The sequence below is a fragment of the Photorhabdus laumondii subsp. laumondii genome (assembly GCF_003343245.1).
GTDB classification, from domain to species: Bacteria; Pseudomonadota; Gammaproteobacteria; order Enterobacterales; family Enterobacteriaceae; genus Photorhabdus; species Photorhabdus laumondii.
Genome location: NZ_CP024901.1, coordinates 2008434 through 2035289 on the forward strand (window position 1 = coordinate 2008434; position 26856 = coordinate 2035289).

The following is a 26856-nucleotide window of genomic DNA, read 5'->3' on the forward strand; positions in this document are numbered from 1 at the left end:
GCCTTATTATTGTGTTAGGTTAATTTCCTTACCTTTAATATCGACGCTGGATTCTCCAGTGGCTGATAGGGATTCCTTAGCCTGTATATTAATTTTCTGACCTGTGGTGATAATATTCTTCGCCGACTTTAGCGTAATATCTTTATCCTGTTGCAATGATAACGAATGTTCTCCGCTATTAATGGCGGCGATTTTATCTTGATGATTGAGCACTAATGCTTGTTTATTATCCCCTTGTTTAATGACCAGAGTTTTTATTGGATTTTTTTCACTGGGTTCGATTGGTGTTTTATTTTTCGGGTTGTGCATAGCACCTAATATCACCGGAAAGCGCGGATCGCATTCAAAGAAACCGATAATCACCTCATCCCCCGGTTCAGGATAGAAACAGAACCCGCTTTCATGACTGGCATAAGGTTTACCCAGTCGGGCAAAAAGCACGCTGTTGGTTAAATCTAACGCCGGTATCCTGACCGGAATTCGGTCCAGTGACTGCTTGTCCTGTTGGTATTTTTCCACAATCCCCACATGCAGCTCTTTAACCTGCGGGACCACCGGTTCTGTTTCCAGCAACAAACCCAAAGTTAGCCGGGTGCGCCAGCCTTGCCGTTGATTGATGGTCTGACTGACGCCGGTGATAATGCCTTGACCATCCATCCCTTGACCAAAGCCATTTAGAGCAAGCAGATCGCCCGGCTGATAACGGCTATCCCCTGCAACTTCGAAATTGCCGGAAACGTTATCACTTCGCAGGTTATTCAGGATGCCCTGAGCAAGGTATTTGGCTTGTTCATTATCTTGGGGAGAGCTGAAAACCCACTGCCATGCCTGATCGGTCAACGTCGCTAAACTGTCTGACGCGAGTTGACCGCTGCCAACCCCGCTGTTTTCTGCCTGATTGGCCTGAGACAGTTCTTGTTGTGTGATATCCCAGGCTTGTACGCTCACCGTTTTGGGGCTGTGTCGATTATCAAATTGCAGATCCGCTTCAAACAGCACAATGTCTTGATCGCCGGCACGTTGTTTAATTGTATGCACGGTTGACTGATTAAGTGATTCCGGCGTCGCTAATGTGACGGCCTCATTACCGGGCAACAGCCAGATATTGGCGGCGGCCAGTCGGCTTTTTAAGAATTTCCAGTCATTACAGCGAAACTGCACCATTTGCTCATGTTTAATTTTAAGCTGAGGCACCTGTTTTATCGTGACAGTTATCTTTGCCTGATCGAATAGCTTTCTGATAATGTCTTCATCATTCTGTTGGCTGAATAGCTGTGAATGGAAACCGTCAGTGAGTTTTTGCAGTGAATGTTTTGCCGTTAGGGTAACCAGACTGTCCTGACCTTTGAACTTAAGTGCTTGTCGAACAATGATCCCCTTGAATAACACGGTTTCTTGCAGTTGCACGATCAGTTCTTGGTTGGGCCGACAGCTTGTCAGTTCAGCCTGAGCTTGGGGGGCGAAAATTGCGTTGGCGTCACCGGCTATGCCGAGAGTGATCTTGGCTGAGGGAATACCGTTGATTTGATGGTTGACGGTCAAACTTATCACAGAAAACTGGCTGAGGGTTTTTCCCGCTATTTTAATGTCTACTGCCGGTATCTTCATGCGTCCCCCTGTGCCTGTAGCGTTTGCCCGGGAGTGAAATCATCCAGATTGTCCAAATCGTTTTGTCTGGCGAGGGCGAGATAATCAATACCACCAACTAGAGCAGCACTGACGCCTAATGCAATCAACGGCAGAGAGAGCATATCGGTCACGTTGACTGCGATAACCGGCGGTGATTGTAACTGCTGTTCCGTGGCTTGAATAACCAAGCTTTCGTCCGCGATCAGCGATAAAGTGGCGCTGGCTCGCAGCGGGGTGGCGTCCCGGTCAAACAGGGTGTAATGGATGGTGAGACCAGTGGCTCGGCAAGCGAAATAGCCTTTGTTTTCCCAACGCATTTTGCCCCATTTGATTTTAAGGAAGTGGGGCACACTGGTGCTGGCGTCCACCGCACACAGGGTTTTCAGGGTTGCCAATTGTGTTTCTACCGGGATGTTGTTGCCCGGCATAGTCGCATCAAACAACAGAACTAATGTCAAACCGGCGGGTTGCGATAGCATGTAGCGGCTGCTTTGGCTGGCATTATTAACGCTTTCATCCTGTTGATAGCGGGTTTGATAATCGAGCTGAATCCCATCAGGGTTATACATCGCCTGTAAACTGCCTACGGAAATTTTCCCTTCTCGGTCTTTAAAGGCGGTCAGGGTGAGTTTGGATAGACTCCGTTCAATTAGGCTCATAATGGACTCCTGCTTCACGCAACGCTTCTAACACTTCCCGTTTCACTATTTCAATCAGGCGGGCATTATCCAGCGTCTCTTGGGCTAAGGTTGGTGGTGAGGAAGAATTACTCGTGGAATCAGTGACTTTGGCCTGAATAATCAGTTCTTTAATTTCGACGGTCATACTTTTACTCCTAACCAGCGCATATCTTGATAACGTAATTCCAGCGAGTTCACCAAGACGGTATTGCTATTGGCGTCAAAGTCGCTGGTGGACCAGCGCACCGGTAGCGCGTTGCTTAATGTCCAACTTGCCGTGGGTAATGAATGTTCATTCAGTAACATAATCACGACATCGGCATAGACCGCTTTTTCGCCTCTCAGGACGCGATCGAACACTAGCGTGAGCGGAGTCACCGTCATCACGCCACGCTCTAGCAACAGGCTGCCATGCTGGATCTTCTCGGCCAGCCAGGTATTTCTGGCATTTTCCCCGCCCTGGCTGTGTTGGGTGGTCTGCAACTCACGGCTGAGGCCCGATATCCGTTGAAAGGCGATATCGAATGGACTGGGAATGTTGTTAAAAAGAAAACTGGCGATAAAACGGTGTGACACTGACGGGGTATAGAGGTTGCTCATATGTTGCCTCTGTTTAACTTTTGTTTCTGTTTAACTTAGCGGGTGGTGCCGGTACGGGTATCAAATGTCAGGCTCAGTTCAATAAATTCCGCTGGAATTAACACGGCGAGGCTGATTTTCATGATCATTTTTCCGGCCTGGATATCGGTTTCACTCATTGATTCACCCACACCCAGTAGCAATTCAAACGCCTGATCTTCCTGAGTACCCCGTAGCCCGCCGTTTAACCATAACTGACGCAGCCAGTTGTAGGCTTGGCCTTTAAGCTTCATCCAGGTGATAGCGTTATTGGGTTCAAAGATGAAGGCCCGGCCGAGTTGAGTCATATGAGCTTCGATATAGGAAACCAGACGGCGGATTTGGATATAGCGCCAGGGGGAACCGGGGGTATTTTCTAACGTTCGGCATCCCCAGATTTTTATGCCTTTGCCAGGAAAACTGCGAACCAGATTCAGCGAGGTGCCACTCGGGTTAAACAGGGCATTTGCTTCAATATAAGAGTGTACCGGGCTGATCACTTTGGCTAACGCAACGTTGGCAGGGGCGGTCCAGACGCCTTGTTGGTTATCGTTATTTTGGATAACGGCGGCGACCGCGGCAGTAGGTGAAAGCACAATAGGGTTTTGCGCTTGGTCCTGATAGGCGCTTTTTAGCCGCGGCCAGTATACGGCACCCCATTGTTGATCTGCGGAAGCAAACTGTTTTAAACACTCTGCGGCTAATGTGGGATTGTCCGGGGCATCCAATAACCCCATAATGCCGCGCCGACTTTTGCAAAGATTGAGCACTGATTGCCAAAATTGTAACCAGAGATCACGTTGGATATAGGAAACCTCTGTCTGATTAAATCGGATAGCATCCGGGGTGATAATCAGCGTAATGTCGTTCTCCGCGGAAATCGCTTGGGTAATCCACGTTTGTTGCAGTGCGGTGATCAATGACGAAAAATCGCTTAATTGTTGCTCCGTACCCAGTGACAGCACATAGGCTTGCTGGCCGCCATTTTCAAAAAAGTGGCGCACGGAATAGTACATTAATCCTGATTCAGGAAATGACCGGGCAAAGTCGGCCAGACTGTTGAGCTTGATAGCGATTTTATCGACCGGCGAGGGGGTATAACCGATAAAAACCGGTATACCGATGAATACATCATCCGGTTCTGGGGATATCAGGCTTTCGGTGACGGTGACACCCGGCTGTTTTATCTCCATTATCGTCTCCTTGTAAGACTTAATAGACGCGGCGTTCAACCGCGTCTCAGCACGGTTACTGTGCTACATTTTGTGAAAACTGAAGGATAATAAATTCAGCCGGACGTACTGCGGCCATGCCCACTTTGACAATCATTTTCCCTTGTTTAATGTCGTCGTCGGACATGGTGATGCCTTTACCAATCTGGACAAAATAGGCTTCCTGCGGTTTATTTCCCGCTAATGCCCCTTGCTGCCATAAGGAATAGAGATAGTTGTCAATGGCTGACTTCACCCGTTCCCAAGTAGGCTGGCTATTGGGTTCAAAAACGGCGGTGCGCATAGCTTGCTTAATATCCCGCTCTGCGCTGTTAAAGAGACGTCGAACCGGAATATAGCGCCAGTTGTCATCATCTTGCAGCGTACGAGCGCCCCACACGACAAAGCCACGCCCGTTGAAATAGCGAATAGCATTAATACCTAACAGGTTCATGGCACCTTGTTCATCGTCATTAAGTCGTTCAGTGACATCACTAATTCCGCTTAGCACGACATTCGCCGGGGCTTTCCAGACACCACGGCTGGCATCCGTGGCGCAGTAGACCCCCGCCATGACAGCACTGGCGGGAATAGTGTTGCTGCTGGATTTCATTTTGCCCTGTATTGCTTGGACAGCTTGTTGGTAGACAGTTGAGTTTTTCTGTTTGAGTTGTGCCAGATTTTTGACTTCGTTTGATGCTGCATCTTCATAACCTGAAACTGCGATCAGGCTATCTTCCGTTTGCATAAGTTGTGAGATTTTAACCGCAGGATAATAAGTCGCAGTTTGTGATGGCACATTAACTGTAGGTTTAGTTGTTTTACCCTGGCTGTCAGCGATCAGGAAATAGCCGGCATTCAATAATGCGGGGGGCAGGCTGTTGTATATCGCGAGCTGGTAAGAAGAATCCTGTTCAGGGCAGACGATTAGGGTGATCTCCAAAGCTTGTTCAATTAATTCAGGGAGTAATGCCGTAGTTTCACTATTTCCCGAATCGGCAATGGACAGGATATAACAAGGTCCGCCGCCATTTTGGAAATAAAGTTTTAGCGCATCACTGCTGGTTGTAGAGGTAACTGTATTTATAGCGTAAGTGTAATCTGTGTTTGTATCGTCGGCGTCAAGAGCAATATCGGCAGTGGCTGTATCGCCTGCAACTTTCCCGGAAGGAGAAGGGGGAGGCGGTGGCGTTGGCGTTGGTTTAGTCGATGTGATGGCGATTGACGTAATACAACCGACATTAAACAGATTGGTAAAATCCAGCCAGCTACTCACACGTATCGCTTTTAGAGTTGCGCTGGCTTTTTTAGGCTGGAAGCGGCCAATAAAAACAGGTATTGCGGTGTTCCCGTGGCTGATAGAGAGCGATAATGATGCATCTTCTTCAATATAAACGCCGGGATAGGTCGGTGTTGTTGGCATGATGCCTCCAATTATTGAGCGGTATTCTGGGTGAACTGCAAGATAATAAATTCGGCCGGACGCACTGCCGCCATGCCGATTTTGACGATCATTTTGCCTTGCTTGATATCGTCATCAGTCATGGTGACGTCTTTACCGATTTGCACAAAATAAGCCTGTTCAGCTTTGTTACCCATCAATCCGCCTTGTTGCCAGAGGGCATGGAGATAGTTATCAATCGCCCGGCGCACCGCTTCCCAAGTGGGTTGGCTATTAGGCTCAAATACCGCGAAACTCATGGCGTTTTTAATGTCTCGTTCTGCACTGTTAAACAGGCGGCGAACCGGGATATAACGCCAGTTATCGCTGTCCTCAAGGGTTCTGGCTCCCCAGACCAGCGTCCCGCTCTTAGGAAAGGTACGGATCATATTCAGTGCCTTACCCTGGTTATATCTCCCTTGCAGGTCGTCGGTCATCGGATATTTAGGTTGTAATCCGCCCTGAACAGGGACATTCGCGGGGGCCTGCCAGACGCCTCGGCTGTTATCGACATTGGCATAAATACCGGCCATGACGGCACTTGGTGGAATATCAATGGAGGCTTTATTTTCTCCCCATTCAGCAGTCAGCCAGGGATAGTAAACTGCGCCATATTGAGTTGCTGGATAAGGTTTAAGTACATCATCTGGTGCTTGTGTTGAGGCTATTTGGGTTGTTGGGCCGTCAAAAATAGCGAATAATCCTTTGCCTAATTGGCAAAGTGTTCCTACAGCGGTCGTAATATCTTCTCCGGCGGCGATCAGTAGTGTCACATCGTCAAGCTTTGGGATCTGACTTTCTAGATTTGTGGTTTTGACGAGATAAGCATATCCACCGCCATTAATAAAATAGGCGCGTAGTGCGATATCAAGTGTATTAGTGGGATCAAATTGCTTACCTTTTAGTGTTAAATATTCTAACCAGTTACTAATACGAATATAGGAATTGTCTGGTATTAATGAATTATTATTTGCGACGGCAAAAACAGGCACTGCCGTTGCACCCGAGCGAATGGAGAGGGACGGTGAGGCGTCCTCTTCAATATAAACGCCGGGATAAGTTGGGGTTATTGGCATTATTGTCTCCGAGTTATGATGCGATATTCTACGTAAACTGTGGAATGATGAATTTAGTTGGATGGATGAACCATGATAATGTTGGTCATCATGGGTTGGCATATTGGTAATTAATACCGTCAGATAATTATCTTCTGCAATATAAACATCGAGATAGCTCGTTATTGTGGACCTATTAAGGTGCTTGAATGGTGACTCGATCCGCGACCAGTGCTATTTCTTGAATAGCGATATCATTGCTGGCGGCATCAAAAGAGGGGGAGGTGAATGATGTTGGAAAGGCGTTTGCCACATTCCAGGTCATTAGAATTTGAGAGCCGGTTTCGTTGGTCAGGCTAATGGCAATATCCTTTTTCTCAACCTGATTAAGTTGAATAGAATTAATCCAGTCAAACAGTTTAGTGTCGCCAGGGAAGACCCCTTTACGCAGGGTAATATTGATCGATTGACGTTGACCCGGCATTTTATAGTAATTACCGGTGCCATCTTTATATTCGATAACATCATAGTGAACATCAAGCCCGGAAACATTGTTAAAAGGGATTTTCTCGTCACCAACCGAGACAACAAATCGATAAGCAGGGATAGGATAATCAACAGCAATTTGTTCTGGAGTTATAGTCATGGTTTTTTCCTTTATTGTTTATACCCGTCATCTTTCAAGTTGCCTCTTTGTTGGCTGCACTCGCTCTTGAAATCCATAGGGTATACATGTGAAATATAATAAAAATGTCTGTTATTTTGCTTCTCTTATTACTTAACAATTGGGTATAGCTACCGCAACAACCTGATTTATAGAGGTTATTGTTTATATTAAATAGTTTATTTTACGATTATCTAAATTGTTTTCCGTAAAACGAATTGATTATAGATAATGAATTTTTATACGGATTATCAATTAATAATAATGGTGGTTTTTAATTGATATAGCAGATTGTAATGATTTTATTTATCAACAATCTTTTACTGCTTTCTATCGCGGAAGAATAAATGACGAAATGTAATTTTAATGTTAAATGATATTTCACATCTATAAAATATTTTGTTGGTAACTATTTGTATTTTATTTTTTTAGGTTTTTTTGTTTTGCGGATGATAAAGTCAAGGTAATTGATTGGGGTTATTTTTTTATTGAGTGGGGTAAATAGGATGGTTTGATTTCTCTATTTATGATTTTACCGATAAATTAATAGCAAAGTGAAAGGGTAATCACACTAATGATTATCATAAAAATAAATTAAAATGTTTATTTGGTAGGGGTGGATTATTTTGATTATTTAATGACGTATTTAATCTATGGGAATGACCGTGTTGTATTTTGAGTATTGCAATAGTGAAATAGAATCAGAAATCTATTGATATATCCGTCATCTTTCAAGTTGCCTCTTTGTTGGCTGCACTCACTCACCCCGGTCACATAGTTATCTATACCCTTCATCTTTCAAGTTGCTTCTTTGTTGGCTGCACTCGCTCACCCCGGTCACATAGTTACCTATGCTCCCGGGGATGCGTTCTCTTGCCGCCGCACTGCAACTTGAAATCTATTGGGTATATATTAATTGTTATTGATATTCTTCCTACTATATCCAGGGACTTTCATATTTTTGAAGGTAAAGGTATCGGCTTCAATTGAAGGCTTACTGAATGGCAACCAACTAGATTTAGTTTTTATATTTATGATATTAGGGGCTGCGGCTATTTTCTGATAGTGAAGTTGCCACTGTTTTTTCTCTTGGTTAAATTTTAAGAATGCAAAACCATAGGTATTTTCTATAACTTTGTCATCAGCCTCGTGATATCCATAATCGCGGAATTCCATTGCCGTAATCATACCCATTCCGTGATCAATATTTTGGTTATTATATTCAACATCTTCTTGACCACCTTGTACGTGCCGAACCCGGAGAGTGTCTTCATTCATTTTATCGACTACAAATGAACATCCACTGAAATTTGGGGTAAATACATACTGTGGATGGCGGCTGATATCGGGTTGGGCCGGGATATCAACATATCCTCCTTGTGGGGCCCAATAAGCTGAAATAGACATGTCTTTATTCGGCATTTCTTCTTGATAGGTATCGACAATTTTTAATGCATTGAATGGCAGAGTTTCATCCGATGGTTTAATCTGTAGTGCCTTGAACACTAGATCTCCGCCTCCTTCTTTGTTATTTAAAATATTTTTTACGCCGTCTGACATTTTTATCTTTTGCGGATTAATTAAATCGGTAATAATTGGTTGTGAAGTCAGTGCGCTTTCATTTAATATATCAGCCATTGCTATGGGGCTGGTACTATATTGTTTTTGTTTCGAAGGGAATGGAATAAAAGGTTGTGCACCTTCTATATTTCGTTCATTCCCTGTTCTTAATTTTTTGTTTAAATCCAATCCTAACCCCAATGTACAGTTATTTATATTATATTGGTTAGAATGTATCGAGCATTTTTCCGCTCCATTTGCTGAGTGGTTAACTTTTTCACTATATTTGCTGTTTGGCATATTATTACCTGTTAATTTTTTGTAATAAATCTACTGGAATAGTTTTTTTCCAGATCACTCGGATTAAGACCTGCAATTTGTTTGATTTTCTCTGGGCTTTTATTTTTACTGTATTTATTTGTCGGCATATTATTACCTCTGATAATGAAAATATTAATGTAATATCAATATTAGTGATTATATATTTACTTTTAAATTTTATTCCATTTGTTCACTTTAACATTCCCTGGGATTTTGATTTCGAGACTATTCCCAAATTCATTGTCTATGCTTTTTAAAATTGCTTTCGCATCTAAACGCCCTAATTGAACTGAACTTATGCCAGATCGTTTTAATAATAATGATTTCAAATCAGACAGTTTTCCTTTTACCGCAGGGGCTTGTGAAAGATTTTTTTCGTGAAGTAAATCAGGAGAAGCAAAGAATTCAGCTTGATCTAAGCCAAGTTCTTTAAGTTCTTCTGAATCTTCTATATTAATTTCTGCAAAATGAGTTGTATTAGATAAGAATTTTCTATTGGATACTTCTCCATCTATTGCTAGCAAGTAGAAAGTAAACGCCGTATTTCCTAAACGGTTCCAATCATCTTCATTGGTGTTACTTCCTTGAGTACGATTTAATGTTTTTATTCCCTTATTTACCAAATTAAAGTTTGAGCTAATCTCATCAAATGTAGGTTTTTCTTGCCCAGTGCCGGCAGTATAATGTCTCAGTGTGAATTTCTTGTCTTTTACTTTAGCTAAATAATCATCTTTCGATTTTTCAGAAGAAAATTTTATTTCATTATTGGTTATTTTATTCATTATGTCGAAAGGTAATTCTCTGTCATAAGGATCAAATTTACTTTTAAATCGGTTGAAAATATCTTCAGCTTTGACTTTTTCATGTGAATTGTTTGGCGTATTCGATGCTGCTGGTTTTTCATTTTTTTTCACTAAATTTGGTATAGATACCTGTGATTTTATTTTACTGTCATCATGTTTTAATTCGAGGGGGGCAGTTTTTTCTTCACTATTATTTAAAACTTTGGAATTAGAGATGGGATTTTTTTTACTTATATGATTTGGTTGATTCTGAATGGGATTTTCGAAACGGCTTAAAAGCTCTGTTAGTTTTGGCATAATATTGTCACCTATAAGTTATTATTAAGAGGTGTTCCTCGATAAAATAATATGGAAATTAAATCTATTAATGAAATGGTTTATATTTCTATTAATTCTTTAGAGTCCTCTTTTGAGATGGTAATATCTATCCCATTTACCTTAACAACGGATTTTTGACTATTTACCCATATTGAAATAATATTTCTTATTTTAGGTAAATAAGTTGAATAGGTAATGCCAGAAATCTCCAGAATAATGCTTTTATTTTCATTACTATCATTATTGTCTGTGACAAATTTAGTTACCAGATTGACTTTAGCCAAAGCAAGACGAGCATCTTCTGTACCACCTAAATCGGCACATAATTTATCTACCAGAGCTTGATTGATTTGTGAATTATTTAGGTTGGGTTTCTGCTCCACAGAAGCGGAAATTTGGTTAATGGGTGTAATATTGTCTTTAATATTTTGCAGTTTCATCGGTACGGTAATGGAATACATTAGAGAGAGGCGAGGGCGATTACCGAGAGCTTGCCAGAAATTACCCAAGCTGTTTAAATTCTCCTGTTGGGGAATAATTCGGGTATAAGCACCGGGAATGTCGGTTAATTGACGGTTGTTAATTAATGCATTTAGAACACGAGTCATCACTTGTGCAGCTTGATTATTGGGTTGGCTATCCGGGCTTGAACTGTCGCTTGATGGTTTATTAGCGTCCCAATAAGTAATTAAATAGTGACAATTGATATTGACCCATCCCGGTAATAATGTGCTGGTCATCGGGTTATAACGTCTTGGTTCGGCAGAACGTAATTGTAAATCTTCATTGATGTCATAAAGAAATACACTGACTGTCGGTTCCGATTGAATGGAGTTAATTTCGGGTAGATCAAAACGGATATCAATCTTATTGCCATTGATATTCAGATGCTGGGATAAAATAGTATTTAATGCATTATTTACTTCAATAATCGCATTGTCAGAAGCAATTAGGATTGTCATGTTTATTCCAATTTTGTTAAATGTTTAGAAAACCAATCGGCCAGTTTTATTTAATTCGAGTGTAATGGCTCGATTGATATGTTTATTTTCGATTTGGTCACAGTGGTCATTTTTCGCTAACATTGAGGCTAATAGCGCAATATTTCTGATATTAGCCCCGGTTAAATCAGCGCGTTTAGCCAGATGGGTAAAATCAATGGTATCGGATAATTTAATCTGTTCCGGCCAAATGACTTGCCACATTTTTTTACGTAACATTTCGTCGGGATAAGCAAAACGGGTAATAAAGGTAAAACGGCGATTAAAGGCGCTGTCTAAATGGCTACGATTATTGGTGGCTAAAATCACTAATCCCGGATAATTTTCCAATCGTTGTAATAAGTAAGAAACTTCAATATTGGCATGTCGGTCTTGAGCATCTTTGGTTTCACTACGCTTGCCAAATAAGGCATCCGCTTCATCGAAAAACAGTACCCCGGAATCTGCTTCGGCCAGATCGAAAATACGGGAGATATTTTTTTCCGTTTCGCCAATATATTTATTCACCACGGTAGAGAGATCCACTTTAATCAGATCAACGCCAAGATGCCCGGCAATCACTTCGGCGGCCATGGTTTTGCCGGTACCGGATTCGCCATAAAATAGCGCACTAATGCCGGTACCATAACCGATTTTTTCCTGAAAGCCGGTAGCCAGAATTTGGTCACGGTAATGAATGGCGGCAATAATTTCTTTTAATTGTTGCGTTAATACGTCTGAAATAACTAAATCATTAAGGCTGCGTTTGGGGGTTATTCGTTGCGCTAATTTACCGAAATTCTGTTGAGCACGGAAACTTAATGCTTTACGCAGATCGGTTTCTTCCAATTGACCTTCCGGTTGTCGGAGTATTTGGTATTGATTTGCTTCTTGAAGAATTTGCGGTAATGTTTCTGCGGTAAATGAAAAACGTTGGCATAATTGAGTGATATTTATTTTCTGGGCGATATTATCCGATAAATTGGCTTCCAGCATGGCTTTTTTATCTGCCAGAGTCAGGGCTGGCATATTAATTTGCACTATTGGTAAGTGTTTAATCCACACTAATGAATCTTGTGGTTCTGCCAGACAAACCACGCGTAATTTTGCTTGGTTCAATAACGTGGAAAATTCACTGTGTAATATTTTCTTTTCATCTTTGAGCAAAGAAAAATTGCGAATTAATAAACAGGCATCATGTAATCGTGCTTCCCGGACTGCATCTATTAGCAAGTTAGAGTTATTTTCTTCCGGCAGTTGAGCTAAGTCTAGAGTTAATGTACTGATATCATGAAGAGCCATCATATTGCTTACCGCTAATTCTCTGGCGCTATCTTGTTTTCCTCTGAGTATTACCAGCGGGCGTATTTCGTCAGTTTTATTTAATAATATCTTTTCAAGTGAAGGGTAAAGGGATTGTGGATACCAACGATGTGAGGCAGAAGAGTGCCAATAAGCACAAGTTGTCAGCGGCGGTAAAATAACCCGTTGGCCTGATAAGAAATGCCAGACAGCGCTGTGAGTTAGAAATTGAGTTTGTAACCAAATAGATTCTTCGTGGTTATTAAGCCGTAATAGTTGATGACTGATTAACGGTGTTTGCGGTAGAAAGCTATTTTGTCGTAATGGCCGATCACCTTGGCGTTGGCTAAATAATTCAATGGCTAAGTCAAAGCTAGGCCACTGTTTTCTACTGTTACCGTGCAGAGCCGCAAATAACGCATGATAACGGCTATCGAAATGGGGTAATAAACCTAATAATAAAACATCTCGTTCAAATTCAGTCAGTTCAAAACGTTCAATTAATTGTGATAATGCATTGGGGTTTTCGTCGATTTCAGGGGAATTAATAATATCATCTTGTTTGGTGACCCAATGAGGAATGCCTTGTGGTTTTGCCAGCCGCGGGTTTAATTCATCTTCGGTAAGTAGAAAACTCTCCGGTAAATAATCGTATTTTTCTCCATGTTGGTAATAGTAATGTTGTAATCGTAGATCAATACGTTCCAGATGGGGATAAATCCAGTGAAATTCTGTCGCCATATCATGGTTGTTTTTAAGTAAAGCGTTCATATAAACCTGTTAAATATTTTTCCAGTCGATTAATAAAGAGCGATCCAACCAGGGAAGTTTGGCGATATTTAATGGCCACGGCCAGTCAGCCAACAATGCATCAAATGGCTGTTGCTGGATGGTGATTTTGATTTCTTGCTCGTTTACCAATAATTCACCCGGTCGTTGTAAGAACAATTGGCGGACGTCATTGCAGCTTAATTTTTTCCAGCCGGGAAGTTGAGTAATAATGGTATCCAGCCATTGCGTGGTGGTTAATTGTTTTTCTGGTTCAACAGAGATTGATTCGGTATTTTCATTGATCATAAGTCCGCACAGAATGTTATTGAGTCTTTTACGTTCTGCCGGTGTTTCGTCGGTTCCCCAAATTAGATAGTCAAGGAAATTAACAGCATGGTATTGGGCTTGACGATGGATAAACTTTTTCCCCTCAAGTAGGCCAAGTTGATTAAACAATGCGGGTAGCATCGGCCAGAGCATTAATATGCCGGCATTATTGACTTGGCATGGAGAGTTTGATGTTGATAGTATTTTCTGATCTTCGGTAATAACCTTCTGATTTACCAGAGGTTGATGTTGCCGAACATCTGAAAAATTAATGTTATTCGTAGCTGATTTTTTGCCGGGTGTATTTTTATCTATATGGTTTGGCATAAAGCATGCCAATAGATATTGGTACTCCTTAACCGACAGATGTTTTTGGCAAAGCCGTGAAACAGAAACAGTTTGCCAGAGTTGTTTCAGCCAACTATTTAATGGCGTGTTTTGGTTCATAGCTTGGCGAAATAGCTTAATAATAGGATCGGTATTAAGTACGCCGTTATTAAGTTCAGTGATAATACGTGAAATGATTTTCGTATTGGGTTTAGGTATTTCCTGAATATTATGCCGCTGTAGATATTCCAGTGCGTTGAGTATCAGTTGTGTGGAGGAGACAAGCTCCTCCTGATGTTGTGGTTTGTTTACTTTTTCGGATAATCTGCGATTAATGGCAATGAATAAAGCGGGTTGTTTGATAGCCAAAAGTCGTTGTAGACCATGTTCAGATAGACAGCTTTTTGCTAATAGCAATATCCATTTGTTCTCTATTTGTGCTAATTGGTGAATAAGTTTATTAATATTAATCTCTTTATGATTGGTTATTGTCTCCAGTGTATTTAATTGGGAATCTTGTTGATATAAAAAATGAATAAAACTCTCCGCATCAATTAAATAATTATCGCAGAATGCGGAAGAATTATCGGTAAATTTATTAGATATTGGTTCATTCAGTAGAATTTCTTCCTGATGGTTGTTTATCTGATATTGGTTAAGTACTTTATTCAGCTCAGCCTTGAGACGAACAGGGAATAATGAGTTAAATTCATAGGAACTTATTTCACCAAGATTAAGGGTTAATGTCTCTAAAGAGATATGCTGATGAATGTTATATTCATCAAAGTATGAGCTGAGTAATTTATGTATATTGTCTTGATTAAGCAGGGAGCCATGCAATACTTTTTTAGCTAGCTGTTGATTATTAGTTGAAATAGTAATGGTAATCCGGTTTAACAGATTTGGTGCCCAAGACATATTAATATCTCATTTTTAACTAATAAATGTGGTTAATATAAATAGATGTATAATACTATTCTGATTAACGAGTCTATTTTTTCATGATATATTTTGTATAAAATGCACTTATTCTTAAATTTCCGTCTTGAACTTTTGTATTGTTTTCACTATTTTCACCATATATACCCAAGAAACTTCAAGATGCAGTTTTTAGCACCTGAAAATGGTCGTTAATTCTAGACATCAGCGAGTCCGCTATATCCGGTAGCGTTGTGGTGAAAAATTTGAAGACGTTGTCTCGAAATTCATGTTTATCCGCAAAATAACGGTTATTTCGAACCTGTTCATTCATGACCTTCCATAATCGCTCTATTGGGTTTAAATTTGGGCTATAGGGAGGAAGGTAATGTAACTCAATATTGCTAACATAAGCCCACTCCTTAACAAGATGAGCTTTGTTGTAACCCGCCCCATCCACAATAAGATGAATTTTTTGATGATAGTCAGGATAAGACTTTCTTATTTCATTGAAAAAACAGCAAATGTTGTAGTCATTGATGGTTTGATATTCCTGGAACACCGTACGACCAATGGCATTCAGGTTGAGCGCGCCCAATATATTCAGGCGAGTCCGGCTTCCTGTTGTTTTTACTGTTTTTTTCTCGCCTTTTCGCATCCAGCCATAACCGAGTTTGGTGCCTTGAGTCGGGTGAACAGCATCAAGAAAAAGGATGGGTTCGTCTTTCGCTGTGACTTTAAGATTCTCATAATATTCAATAAATTGTCGCTGTTTTTCTGCGTCGAATTTATGAGGGACGCCACAAGGTTTTTTATAAGAAAAACCCTGACGGTGTAGCCATTTATTCATGCCGGGAATGCTAAAGGTAATATTCCAGAGCTGAGCAACATAGGCCACGATTTCATGGGTGTGATGGAAAAGATGTTGAGATAAGTGATTGATTAAAAAATCAGTTTGTTCTTGAGAAAGCAAACTATCAGACCCCCCATTATCAGATTTAAGTTTACCTTGATTAAGGTAATCGCTGATATGACGGTTAACGGTCATTTCATGAAGACGCAGGGCCTGAGCGATCATCACTGAACTCCAGCCTTCAGAGGCCAGCAGGACCGCTTTGATGCGATCACACTCCCTCTTATCACGGCAGGTGTGATGGAGATGTTCAAGTTCGGCTTTTTGTTCATCGGTAATGAATATTTTCATAGCGAGGATAATGATCTCCATTTCGGATAAAATCAAGCATCTTCAATGATTACGGGTATATATTATTTAAGATAAAATAAGCACTATTTATTTTTTTTATCCAACCTGCAACTAAGGTGATCTCATTCGGTATACCCTTGTTTAGATTAGGTGTGCCATTATTCCCATCGCACCATAGCCAACCATTAGGTAAACTGCCATTACTATAAAATGGTACAATTGTTCCTGAAGGAATAATTAAGTCCGCGAGTGCTGATGCAATTTGTTGAATATTAACACTTACACCATTTGAATTAACTGTAATACCATTGCCTGCTTTAACTGAAACACCACTATTATCAACAGTAATACCATTACTAGCCTTGACAGCCACATAATCGTAACCTGCATCAATGCCATTACCTGGGTTAACTGATATTCCATTGTCTCTATCAAACAGGCCATTGCCTATCTTTACAGATAAAACATCATTTTTGGGTTCTAATATTAATGGAGAAAAGGCATTACTGATAGGTTTTCCCATTTTTAAACTGACACCGTTACTGTCTACTTTAATACCTTCACCAGCTTTAACTTTTACCCCTTCATTAACTATTTCAATACCGTGATGATTATTGACTTCAAGCTTATCGTTGTTAATTCTCAATCCTCTGCCGGCATTGACTGCTAATCCGTTATTATCAACTGACAGGCTTTTATTCTTGATTTTTACACTTAATCCATTCTCATCTGCCTTTAAACCACCGTTGTCGTTAATTTTTACCGCTAATGCACCGCCATTATCCAGTTTCAGCGCTGAATTTGGATTATCTGTTTGACCGGGAGCTTTACCAACAGCCCAGCGCCCCATATCAGCAATATTAATCAGGTCGGCATAATCGGTTTGTAATGGAATACTGCCTTCTTTAAAGCGCTTTTTTAAATCATCTGCTGATGGGCCATTTGATTTGATATTTTCCATATTGGATTTTGCATTAGATAGATTAGATTTTTTTTCCATTTTTATCATCCTATATTATATGGTGTTAAATTATTATGATTTAAATATCTTATAGGTATTCCTGTATAATTAAACAGGAGAAGATATTTAATATTAAAATAAGTCTTTTGTAGTGCTATATTAATTTATTTTTATATTGGATAAATTAGTTTATATTTTTGCTACTGTCTTTATTAATAATTGCATTGAGTTTAGTTATGCCTACGGCTTAGGCACATATAATAATTGATTACTTGTTATGACTGTTGCATTCCATTGATTGCCAGATCCACCAATGACCTCGGTACGTTGCTGTTTAGTGGCAATTCGCATATTACCAATACCGGTTGCATTAGAAGGTAGGCGTCCCAAGGTTAAGGTTTCTAAAATATGGTATGCTTCGTCTCCTAAAGGGGCGTCATTGTTTTGCCAGCGTTTATAGGTGCTGGCAAAATCTTTAAAATGTTCCGGTGATAACCAATGGATAATCATTGAAATATGCGCGGGGAATTCAGCTAATATTTCTGTTTTCACCCAAGATTCTAGTTTGTAAGGATCAACTTTGCCATTCTGAATTAACCGACGATTCACTACTACGCTAACCACAAATGAAAAGCGATCGGCCAAAGCATATTTTTCGCTGGAGAAATACCAGCGATAAAGCCATGCTTCGGCCTCTTTTGGAAAGTTTTTATTCGGTGAGTCTTGGTTGCATTTAATTAATATCTTGCCTTGAATACGATCAAATTTAACGACTCGTGCTTTGAGTTCATATTCGGTTCTCGGTTCAGGGATAACTGTACGAGGTGATATTTTTAGATCTGGCCCAGAGGGAGTAATCACATATTTCAGGGTGATTTCGTCATTTTCTTCAATCATAGCAGGGAAGGGGCTTTGAGCACTGGAAGTAATCCAACGTTGATCGTCGGTAGCATTTTTATATGTCTCATCGGCATAAACCAATTGATAATCCATATCTTCCAGCCACACTGGGCTATTTTGCCAGCGCAGATTACCATCATTAAATTTCTGTCTTATTCTGTCCAGATTGCGTTCCAAATCGCTGCTGTTACGGGTACTAAGGGAAAAGGTATCTCCTGTCACTTCGGTGATCATTTGGCTCCGTAATATAAACTCTCTATCATCTTCAATAATAATCAGATTAATCACCTGACCTTGTAATAACCGACCTGCAATACCTTGTTGTGTGATGATGAGTTGATGATTTTTAGAGCCTGAATTCTCTTCAATTACCTTTAGATCGTCAGGTTTTTGTTTATCGTCGAATTTCGTGTCGGGTTTTATCGGCAAAAGTTGACGATGTTCAATTAAATAAAAAGGCAGGTCATCCAGATTAGGTGTTTTACTGAAACATTCTCCACCCAAACCTAAGCGGGCGGCAATCCGTTTTTGCAGTGCCGACACTTTATCAATCCGAATATTATTACGTTGATAGGTTAGTTCGGGTTGTTGAGCCAGATAGCCTTGCTGAGTAGACAGAAAGTCTTTGAAACCCAGTAGTGAGTTCGATGTAAGTGGTCTGGCGGCAAGTTGAGCGCCAAAATAGCCCAACAGATAATTCAGAATTGTCGCCTCTTTTATATAGTTTGGCTTCTGAATATGGTTATCAATATAGATTTGTGAATCGCGGCTTAGTTTTGCGGTTAAATCAGGAATGACTTGTTGGTGAACACGATGGCTGACTGTACCCGTTTTAAAAGGCCATTGCACACCGTGTACTGTTTCTCCCCGTTGTTTAAAGGCCAGTAATTTCGGTAAAAGGGCGAGTTCGGCACAGCCGTTAGCCAACATTTGTTCAAAAGGGAGCATAAATTGGTGTAACTGTATTTGCTGTTGGTTGCTGGCATAGGTCTGCAATCCATAGCAAGTGGGTAATTTATTGCTTACCGGATAGTAATCCAGAACTTTACGATATTTACCCCAATGCAGTAATTCCGGCTGTATATCAATCAGTGGTTCTGCAATAAGCTTTTCTTCGATATCTTGTTTAGAAACACCAATTTTAACGCCCCCTTTGGCGGTAATGGTAAGCGGGCTGTTTGCTGAGGTAATTAATGCCAGTGGATCACTCCCCCATAATCTGGGGTAATATTTTTGAGCGATTTCCCAAGACCAATTATCGTTCGACAATGGCGTAATAGTTGTGTCGTGATGAGCTAATGCTAGCCGGGTTACACTCTGAATACCTTTAATCGCTAATAATCGATTAACCAGATGGCTGAGATTTAATACCGTATCGCCGGTGTAATCTTTGGTTTGAGGTAAGGTCGGTATCCAACCGTGATGTAAATAAGGGCCGGCAAATATCTCTTCATGATGGTAACCCTGATCTTTCATGGCCTGAGTGGTATAACGTTCGGGCTTGGGCAGTACCATCTGTTCCGCCGTCATGTAAACCTGAGCGAAGATATCAGGAAGATCAATGACGTTATCTTCAAGTTCAATATCAATCTGCAAGGGGAGATCGGCAGGTTGCAGCCAGATAATTTTGCTGACGGATTCCCCCAGATTACGGTTATCTTTTAGGAAAGTTTTCAGACTCTCCTCAGCCAGTGTTGTATTAGTTTCAGTTTCCCGGCTAGGAAGTAAATAGAGCCAATAATTTCCTCTTAGTGCTAATTGGCTATCTGAGCCGGAGTTTTTAAAGCTGTATTCACGTTTCTGTTTGTTATACCAATACTGATAACGTTGATTTTCAGGTTCACGAATTAATTGGACATCATTAAAGAAAAAATAACCTTCGCGGGTGTTATTAATTGTGTCGCTGCTATGTAAATCCAATAAAGCCCGGCGATAATCTTCTGCGGTGATCGGGCCACAGGTCAGTGTTTGTTGTGGGCCGAACTCCTGAGGAAAAATACCGTCGCCGGATGTTTGGTCTTCTGGTTTTGGCGTTAGAAGGTCTCTCAGTGGTAATGTGTGGCGGTAGGCCAGATCGGAGGCACCATAACAGCAGGCTTCCAATAAGGTGATGCCGGGATCATTTTCACTGGTATTGCTCCAGCATTGGCCGGATTGCTGCTCAATCACGGTTTTGGCCTGAGCGAGTAAGGCATCGAAGGTAATATCGTCTTTGACGATGGGAAACAGGGCATCCTGATGACTCATGGGTTAACTCCTTGGTTTAAGGGACGCTGTTCTGGCCAGACTAAAATCAGCACTTCATTATCGGCGGTTTCGATACTTTTACCCACGGCACCGGTGGTTCGGTTAGCAATGGTTAGGCTTAAATCGGTGACGCGTTCCACCAGAGAAGATTGCTGGATCGTGGCTAACAAGGGGTAGTAATCAATGTGATTACCGGTTGTCACGCCGATAGCGGTATTTTCGCCCCACGGCATATATTTTCGGCTTAATTGCTGTTGTAGCTGATGATATCCGTAGTCGGGGTTAACACCTGCGATAAAGGTCACTTGATAGTTCACATTAACGTCAATGTAAGTGGGATTGCTGATCTCAAGGGTTGCCCAAGGGCTGCTGAGTTGTTTGATCCATTCGACCATCTCTGCCAGCCGAGCGGGATTTAATTTTGGGCGCAGCGCATCGTCGTTATCTTTGTAACGGCTGTCAGGGATCACAATCAGTTGCTGTTTTTCCGGTGCCGGGATTTTGGTTAATTCACTGGCAGACGGGTATTTGACATCAAACAGGCTGACAAATTGCTCTTTTAATAAGGTGACAATGTTGCCCCAACTCAGCGCGCGATTACGGTGAGATAACCGAGGCGGGAGCCGCGTCAGGAAGGCTTGCTCGGTTTCTTGCGGATGACCATCCCAAGAGGCCCAAGGTTGGGTGATGTTGCTGACGGCAACAACCGTGTTTACCGGCTGTTTAATGCTGTCGGCGGCTAATCCGTTGATAAAGTGCGTCTGCTCAACGGCTTCTGCGTTGATCAACGTCGCGGTGGTAGCGTTATACAGTAGACCGTTAATGCGTGGGTAATCTTGCGGATCGGTTTGTTGCGTTATCTCAGCTTTCAGCCAGTAGCGTCCTGTCGGCATCAAGGCCGCCTGATTTGCCGCATCCTGTGGCAATAAAGTGCGCCAGATACCCCGGTCAAACAGGTTATGGGTTTGGTCGTCAACTAATTTGTCTAATTTGCTCCAGCTATTGCTGTTGTTGAGATAAAACCAAGATAACGCGAGCGATTTAATGCCTGCTAATTGCCAATAGAGAGATAGAGTTTGTCCCGGTGATACGCCCGTAAAGCCTAAATAGAAGGCTTCATGGGTTAATGCAGGTGTTTCTGCTGTTGCCTCGCCTTGGCCAAAAGGCGTCAGTGGATAGATGGAAAATTGCTTAGCTTTAGCGCTGAATTGAATCTGCAATGCACTGATTTGTGGCGTATAGGGGACATTTTTACCCGTGGGATTTTGCCAATATTGGGCGTGCATAAAATCTTGTCCGGCCAGTTCTATGCGCACGGATGCCGGCCATTCGTTGGGCGATGGGCTGTCTGCAAGGGGATAATGCATTGCCGGTAAGGTAAATGTCAGGTTTTGTCCTTGTGGTGCCTCTTTTCCATTGAATAATGCTTGCACCTCATTAAGCTTTTCTCTCTTTTGAGGTGTGATTAAGTAACCCTGTACTTTAAAGGCACTATTGTCGGGCTTAGTTTCATATCCTCCATACCATTTTGAAAAGTTTTGTTGAGGTAATCCCACCCATTGAGGCGTAATCGTCAATGTTGCGTTTTCAGAGCCATACCATTCCGGGGCAATCAGATTAAAACCGGAGCCTAACGACGGTGATTGACCAAACGGGAAGCTGGTGGTATCCGTCTGTTCAATACCGCCATCAGAGGCATAGTGCACACTGCGGTTACCGTTAATGCTGACTTCAATGTCGGTAATCTTGGGTAGAGTCGGGCCTTGAGTGGTGCCTAGCTTTAACACCGGTATATCAAACGCCATATTATCCAAGCCATCAGGGGAACTGATAGGGTCATTATTAGCTGATAAACAAAGTGTAAGATAATGGGTATTGTTGCTCTGTCCTTTTTTTGCAGATAAAGAAAGCCAGTGATCGCCCGAACTCATTTTAGCGGTGATGTTCTCAGCATTACCTGTCCATTCGCGGGCTAATGTGGCTTTAATCGTGCGCTCTCCTGCTGACATGGCAAATAAAGGAGAAGTGATCAGGTAACCGGATAGAACCGGAACATCATTGGCCGTTGGGCTAAAAAGTCGAATACCGTTTTCAGGCAATGCCATGTTATCTGCAAGATTTAATGCGATTGCCGATAACCAACCATTATTTTTTTTCCGATACCAACGTAAGTCGGTTAATTCCCCTTGGTTCGCCAATAAATCTGTATCTGACGCATAGTGTAATGGATTGCCGGCGCTGTCTTGCCCCGCATCAAATAGCGTGCTTTGAGCTATCAGCGATTCTGTGCTGTCGGGATTGAGGGTAATTCCTATCGCAACTTTATCTGCTTGCGCTTTTTTGGGTTTCAGCCCCAATAATTCCCGGTAATAAAGATCACGGTGCCGGGCCGGAAAGGTATTTAATAATCGATTAGTTGTTTCTAATAACGTTAAAAAAGCCAAAACAAAAGCTTGATGTGCGGGTAATCGACCATCGGCTTTATTCACATTTTGGTAAATGTCCGCTAGTTGTTGAGGATTATTCTCTTGAATAAAGTAGAAACTGTCCCAGAACTGTTTTTTCTCTTGATCGAAAGGAATTTCTTTAGCGTAAGCTTTAAGCCAGTTTAAAATATCTAGCGTACTTCTTTCATCAAGTTTAAATACAGTATCCGGCACAATAGCAGAGAGTTTATTTTCTAACTCGGCTTGTCCCATATTTTTACCACCTGTTATATAATTATTCCCGATAGGTTTTCAGGGATCGTGATTATTTGAAAATATTGTTATTTAAAATAAAGTTAAAAAGATTATTTATCCGGCAGTGACTGCATATTGGCTGGCAATAAACCGGCCTTTGCCCATACTGGGGGCGGTCACATCCGGGCCGCTCGATGGATTATTGGCTGGCTGTGTCGGGGTAAATCGGGCGATAAATTGTTGCCCGACAACAATTACCGTGACTGGACTACGGCAGAAGTTTACCTGCTGGCTGGCATCCAATTGAGCAATGGTGACCATCCCCATGCCGGGAACTGGGTGGCTTGGAGTGATATATTGCGCTTGAAGTTGCACCTTTTTTTCATCACCGACCATGACAATCTTTTTGCCCTGAATTTGGGTATGTCCGCTACCGCGGATGGTTGCCGGCCCCAGAATGGTGACTTGTCGGTTGCCAAATAACGGCTCGAACAGCAAAGTGTCGCCATCCACCACCAGTTGTTTGCTCATAAACTCACCTGTACCCGGCCTTCATTCACTTCAAGGGCACCTTCAATTTGCTGGCTGATTTCGCTGCCTCTCAGCGTGTAGGTGACCTGAATATGCAAGGTATTGGGCAGGTCGGTTCTCTGGTTGACCTGGATCTCGCTAATATCGGCGCGGGGTTCATAACGCAATACCCGTTCTTCAATTCGAGTCTGAATTTCTGCCATCATTTCGTCACGGATATTGGCAAACAGATAATCATTCAGGCCGCAACCATAATTCTCTCGCATAATTCGTTCGCCGGGTTCGGTGAGAAAAAGAATTTTCATATTTTGGCGGACATTTTCGGCCCCTTCCGCCATGGTGACGCCCGTGGGTATTTCAGGATGAGCGCTATCTTTATACGTACTATCTTTAATAGAAAATTGCAGCGGAAAGGCCCAACCCCGACCATAAATATCGGCTAATACTTTGTTGGTTAATACTTTATTGGCTAGTGCTTTATTTGTCATCTTATTACCTTATTATTGGGTTAGATTAATCTTCGCACCTTTAATATCTACGCCAGATTTACCGGCGGCGGACAGAGATTTTTGCGCCTCTATTTTAATTTCCTGAGCATGGGTAATAAGATTCTTAGCGGAATTAAGCGTGATATCTTTATCCTGTTGCAGAGATAAGGTATGTTTTCCGCTATTCAATGCGAGGGTTTTATCTTTATGATTAAAGAGTAATGCTTGCTGATTTTCTCCCTGTTTAATCACTAAGGTTTTCACCGGGTTTTTTTCACTCGGTTCTAACGGCGCTTTGTTTTTAGGATTGTGCATCGAGCCTAATATCACCGGGAAGCGAGGATCACCTTCAAAGAAGCCGATAATCACCTCATCCCCCGCTTCAGGATAAAAGCAGAAACCGCTTTCATGACTGGCGTAAGGTTTACTTAGGCGGGCAAAAAGGGTGCCGTTGGTTAAGTTTAACGCCGGGATTTTGACCGGAATACGGCCCAATGATTGGCTATCTCGCTGGTATTTTTCCACGATCCCGATATGCAGCTCTTTTGCCTGCGGTACAACTTGCTCTGTTTCCGGTAATAGCCCCAGCGTTAGCCGGGTACGCCAGCCTTGCCGTTGATTGAGGGTCTGACTGACACCGGTGATAATCGCCTGACCATCCATCCCCTGACCAAAGCCGTTTAACGCCAGCACATCCCCCGTTTGATAACGGTTATCGCCTTCGACCTCAAAATTACCGGAGACGTTGTGGCTTCGGCGGTTATTCAGGATGCCTTGAGCAAGCTGTTTGGCCTGTTCATTATCCAACGGATAGCTGAAAACCCACTGCCATGGTTGGCTGGTCAATGATGTCAGGTTGTCTGTGGCGAGTTGATTGCGACCAAGGCCGCTGTTTTTTACCTGATGGGCTGGAGACAGCTTCTGTTGGGCGATATCCCAAGATTGTACATTCACGGTTTTGGGGTTGCGTTGGTTATCCCATTGCAGATTCGCTTCAAATAACACCGCATCCTGAGGGTTGGCTCGCTGGTGGAGAGTATGCACGGTTGACCGATTCAGGGATTCCGGGGTGACCAGCGTCACGCTATCGTTGCCGGGCAGCAGCCAGGTATGGGTCGCGAGCAGCCGATTTTTTAGAAACGTCCAGTCATTACAGCGGAATTGCACCATTTGTTCATGCACCGTTTTAAGCTGAGGGGCTGGTTTTATCGTGACAGGGATACCCGCTTGGCTAAACAACTTCTTGATAATCGCCTCATCACTCTGTTTGTTGAACAGTTGCGAGTGGAAGTTGTGAGTTAATTTTTGCAACGCATGTTTGGCGGTCAGAGTAATGATGCTGTCCTGACCTTTAAGCCCCAATGTTTGCCGAACGATGATCCCCTTAAACACCACGGCTTTTTCGATCTGCACGCTAAGTTGATGATTAGGGCGGCAACTTGCCAGTTCAGCTTGTGCCTTGGCATCAAAAATATGGCGGGCATCACCGGCGATACCCAAGGTGATATTGGCCGAGGGGATGCCATTAATATGATGGTTAACGGTCAGAGTGATAACCGTAAATTGATTGAGGACTTTGCCGTCTATTTTGATCGTTATCGTCGGTATCTTCATGCTTTCCCCTGTGCTTGCAACATTTGTCCGGGGGTAAAGTCATCAAGATTATCCAGGCCGTTTTGCCAAGCCAGCGAGAGATAATCAATACCCCCCGCCAAAGAAGCGCCGGCACCTAAGGCGATCAACGGCAGGGAGAGCATATCCGTGACGTTAACCGCAGTAGCCGGGGGCGATTTTAATTGCTGCTCGGTAGCTTGAATCACAAAGCTTTCATCTGCCACCAGAGATAGGGTAGCGCTGGCCCGCAGCGGTGTGGCGTCCCGGTCAAACAGAGTGTAATGAATGCTGAGACCACTGGCCCGACAGGCAAAATAGCCTTTGTTTTCCCAACGCATTTTGCCCCATTTGATTTTAAGAAAGTGGGGAACGTGAGTACTGGCATCCACGGCACACAAGGCTTTTAGCGTTGCTAATTGCGTTTCTACCGGGGTGTTATGGCCGGGCATGGTGGCGTCAAATAACAGGACTAATGACAGGCCCGCCGGTTGGGATAACACATAGCGGCTGCTTTGGTTGGCACTGTTAACGCTTTCATCCTGCTGATAACGGGTTTGATAATCGAGCTGGATGGTATCGGGGTTATACATTGCCTGTAAACTGCCTACCGAGGTTTTTCCCTCACGATCTTTGAAAGCGGTGAGGGTGAGTTTGGACAGGCTGCGTTCAATTAAGCTCATAATGACCTCCTGTTTCGCGCAAGGCATCTAATACTGCTTGTTTCACTTTTTCAATCAGGTCGGCGTTATCCAGCACTTCCTGCGCTAGTGTTCGTGGAGTGACCGAATGACTGGCTGAATCGGTCACTTTAGCCTGAATAATCAGCTCTTTAATTTCAACAGTCATGCTTTTACTCCTAACCAGCGCATATCCTGATAACGTAATTCCAGAGCGTTCACCAGCACCGTATTGCTATTGGCGTCAAGGTCGCCGGTGGACCAGCGAACCGGCAGCGCGTTACTTAATGTCCAGCTTGCCACAGGAATTGAATGTTCATTCAGTAGAATGATAACCACATCGGCATACACGGCTTTCTCACCACGCAGGACGCGGTCAAACGTCAGAGTGAGTGGCGTAACGGTCATAACGCCGCGCTCCAGTACCAGACTGCCATGCTGGATCTTCTCGGCCAGCCAGGTATTTCTGGCGTTTTCCCCACCCTGACTATGTTGGCTAGTTTGCAACTCACGGCTGAGGCCAGATATCCGTTGAAAGGCAATGTCGAGTGGGCTGGGGATATTGTTAAACAGAAAACTGGCGATAAAACGGTGTGATACCGACGGGGTGTATAAATTGTTCATATTT

Annotated in this window: 23 protein-coding genes; all 23 read right to left on the bottom strand. The window is 42.5% G+C overall.

Annotated features, from left to right (window positions below; translation table 11 throughout):
- Positions 1–6: 6 nt before the first annotated feature.
- The 23 genes from PluTT01m_RS08750 to PluTT01m_RS08860 all read right to left on the bottom strand — a co-directional run bounded on the left by PluTT01m_RS08750 (position 7) and on the right by PluTT01m_RS08860 (position 26852).
- On the bottom strand, positions 7–1608 hold the full coding sequence (locus PluTT01m_RS08750) for a phage baseplate assembly protein V (RefSeq protein WP_011145966.1): 1602 nt from the start codon (positions 1606–1608) through the stop codon (positions 7–9).
- Positions 1605–2288 carry a CIS tube protein gene (locus PluTT01m_RS08755; RefSeq protein ID WP_011145967.1) on the bottom strand — a complete coding sequence of 228 codons (684 nt, stop codon included), beginning with the start codon at positions 2286–2288 and terminating at the stop codon, positions 1605–1607. Before PluTT01m_RS08755 ends, PluTT01m_RS08750 begins: the two co-directional genes overlap by 4 nt.
- Positions 2275–2454 carry a DUF5908 family protein gene (locus tag PluTT01m_RS08760; protein ID WP_011145968.1) on the bottom strand — a complete coding sequence of 60 codons (180 nt, stop codon included), beginning with the start codon at positions 2452–2454 and terminating at the stop codon, positions 2275–2277. The genes PluTT01m_RS08755 and PluTT01m_RS08760 overlap by 14 nt, the downstream gene beginning before the upstream one ends.
- Positions 2451–2909, bottom strand: a complete 459-nt coding sequence (locus PluTT01m_RS08765) for a phage tail protein (protein WP_011145969.1) — start codon at positions 2907–2909, stop codon at positions 2451–2453. Before PluTT01m_RS08765 ends, PluTT01m_RS08760 begins: the two co-directional genes overlap by 4 nt.
- Before the next feature lie 35 nt (positions 2910–2944).
- A complete protein-coding gene (locus tag PluTT01m_RS08770; protein WP_011145970.1) occupies positions 2945–4120 on the bottom strand; it encodes a phage tail sheath family protein in 1176 nt (391 codons plus the stop codon).
- Positions 4121–4175: 55 nt separating this feature from the next.
- Positions 4176–5561, bottom strand: a complete 1386-nt coding sequence (locus PluTT01m_RS08775; RefSeq protein ID WP_011145971.1) for a phage tail sheath family protein — start codon at positions 5559–5561, stop codon at positions 4176–4178.
- 11 nt (positions 5562–5572) lie between these two features.
- The gene (locus PluTT01m_RS08780) at positions 5573–6655 is read right to left on the bottom strand and encodes a phage tail sheath family protein (RefSeq protein ID WP_011145972.1); all 1083 of its coding nucleotides are present in this window, start codon (positions 6653–6655) and stop codon (positions 5573–5575) included.
- A 175-nt stretch (positions 6656–6830) separates the two neighbouring features.
- Positions 6831–7280, bottom strand: coding sequence for a phage tail protein (locus PluTT01m_RS08785; protein ID WP_011145973.1), 450 nt, complete (start codon positions 7278–7280; stop codon positions 6831–6833).
- Positions 7281–8210: 930 nt separating this feature from the next.
- Complete coding sequence (locus PluTT01m_RS08790) at positions 8211–9158, bottom strand: hypothetical protein (protein WP_011145974.1); 948 nt, start codon at positions 9156–9158, stop codon at positions 8211–8213.
- 191 nt (positions 9159–9349) lie between these two features.
- Positions 9350–10279, bottom strand: coding sequence for a hypothetical protein (locus tag PluTT01m_RS08795; RefSeq protein WP_011145975.1), 930 nt, complete (start codon positions 10277–10279; stop codon positions 9350–9352).
- An 80-nt stretch (positions 10280–10359) separates the two neighbouring features.
- Positions 10360–11262, bottom strand: coding sequence for a Pvc16 family protein (locus PluTT01m_RS08800; RefSeq protein WP_011145976.1), 903 nt, complete (start codon positions 11260–11262; stop codon positions 10360–10362).
- Between the two features lie 24 nt (positions 11263–11286).
- Positions 11287–13353, bottom strand: coding sequence for an ATP-binding protein (locus PluTT01m_RS08805; protein ID WP_011145977.1), 2067 nt, complete (start codon positions 13351–13353; stop codon positions 11287–11289).
- Positions 13354–13362: 9 nt separating this feature from the next.
- On the bottom strand, positions 13363–14925 hold the full coding sequence (locus tag PluTT01m_RS08810) for a contractile injection system tape measure protein (RefSeq protein ID WP_011145978.1): 1563 nt from the start codon (positions 14923–14925) through the stop codon (positions 13363–13365).
- Positions 14926–15103: 178 nt separating this feature from the next.
- Positions 15104–16129 (bottom strand): IS630-like element ISPlu19 family transposase, encoded by a 1026-nt coding sequence (locus tag PluTT01m_RS08815; protein ID WP_011144720.1) that lies wholly within the window; start codon positions 16127–16129, stop codon positions 15104–15106.
- A 49-nt stretch (positions 16130–16178) separates the two neighbouring features.
- A complete protein-coding gene (locus tag PluTT01m_RS08820; protein ID WP_011145979.1) occupies positions 16179–17129 on the bottom strand; it encodes a hypothetical protein in 951 nt (316 codons plus the stop codon).
- A 201-nt stretch (positions 17130–17330) separates the two neighbouring features.
- Positions 17331–20237 carry a baseplate wedge protein gene (locus tag PluTT01m_RS08825; RefSeq protein ID WP_011145980.1) on the bottom strand — a complete coding sequence of 969 codons (2907 nt, stop codon included), beginning with the start codon at positions 20235–20237 and terminating at the stop codon, positions 17331–17333.
- A complete protein-coding gene (locus PluTT01m_RS08830; protein ID WP_011145981.1) occupies positions 20234–22936 on the bottom strand; it encodes a baseplate J/gp47 family protein in 2703 nt (900 codons plus the stop codon). The genes PluTT01m_RS08825 and PluTT01m_RS08830 overlap by 4 nt, the downstream gene beginning before the upstream one ends.
- Before the next feature lie 96 nt (positions 22937–23032).
- Positions 23033–23449, bottom strand: a complete 417-nt coding sequence (locus PluTT01m_RS08835) for a hypothetical protein (protein WP_011145982.1) — start codon at positions 23447–23449, stop codon at positions 23033–23035.
- Positions 23446–23937, bottom strand: coding sequence for a GPW/gp25 family protein (locus PluTT01m_RS08840; RefSeq protein ID WP_011145983.1), 492 nt, complete (start codon positions 23935–23937; stop codon positions 23446–23448). Before PluTT01m_RS08840 ends, PluTT01m_RS08835 begins: the two co-directional genes overlap by 4 nt.
- A gap of 12 nt (positions 23938–23949) precedes the next feature.
- A complete protein-coding gene (locus PluTT01m_RS08845; protein ID WP_011145984.1) occupies positions 23950–25551 on the bottom strand; it encodes a phage baseplate assembly protein V in 1602 nt (533 codons plus the stop codon).
- Complete coding sequence (locus PluTT01m_RS08850) at positions 25548–26231, bottom strand: CIS tube protein (RefSeq protein WP_011145985.1); 684 nt, start codon at positions 26229–26231, stop codon at positions 25548–25550. The genes PluTT01m_RS08845 and PluTT01m_RS08850 overlap by 4 nt, the downstream gene beginning before the upstream one ends.
- On the bottom strand, positions 26218–26397 hold the full coding sequence (locus tag PluTT01m_RS08855) for a DUF5908 family protein (protein WP_011145986.1): 180 nt from the start codon (positions 26395–26397) through the stop codon (positions 26218–26220). Before PluTT01m_RS08855 ends, PluTT01m_RS08850 begins: the two co-directional genes overlap by 14 nt.
- On the bottom strand, positions 26394–26852 hold the full coding sequence (locus tag PluTT01m_RS08860) for a phage tail protein (protein ID WP_011145987.1): 459 nt from the start codon (positions 26850–26852) through the stop codon (positions 26394–26396). Before PluTT01m_RS08860 ends, PluTT01m_RS08855 begins: the two co-directional genes overlap by 4 nt.
- Positions 26853–26856 lie beyond the last annotated feature (4 nt).